The organism is Micromonospora sp. DT68 (assembly GCF_049847245.1).
GTDB lineage: Bacteria > Actinomycetota > Actinomycetes > Mycobacteriales > Micromonosporaceae > Micromonospora > Micromonospora profundi.
The window spans coordinates 1-499 of the sequence record NZ_JBNCNZ010000067.1 but is presented as its reverse complement, the minus strand read 5'-3'; the positions used below and the strand labels follow the sequence as shown (position 1 = coordinate 499).

1 protein-coding gene is annotated in these 499 nt (G+C 66.7%); it reads left to right on the top strand.

Annotation, left to right across the window (positions count from 1 at the left end; translation table 11 throughout):
* A partial coding sequence (locus ACPXB1_RS30660; RefSeq protein WP_425736182.1) for an AMP-binding protein occupies positions 1-499 on the top strand: 499 nt, incomplete at both ends.

The window sequence follows — 499 nt, the reverse complement described above, 5'->3', positions numbered from 1 at the left end:
TCTTCGACGCCGACCGCATCAACCGACTCCTCGACCACTGCATCACCGCGCTCGCCAACGGACTCGCACAGCCCGACCAGCCCGCCGAAGAGATCGACATCATGCCGGCCGCGGAAGTCCACCAGGTTCTGCACGCCTGGAATGACACGACCGCCGGATACCACGCCGAGCCGCTGCACCACCTTGTCGAACGCATCGCCGAACACACCCCGAACGCCATCGCCGTAATCGACCACGACGGCACCCACCACACCTACCGCGACCTCAACACCACCGCCAACCACCTCGCCCACCGCCTCCAACAACACGGCATCACCCCCGGCGACCACATCGGCGTCTGCCTACCCCGCAGCATCCACCTCGTCACCACACTGCTCGCCGTCTGGAAAGCCGCAGCCGCCTACGTCCCCCTCGACCCCGACCTACCCCCCGAACGCCTCACCGCCATGCTCCACGACGCCAACCCACCCCTGGTCATCACCACAAGCACCCACACCCA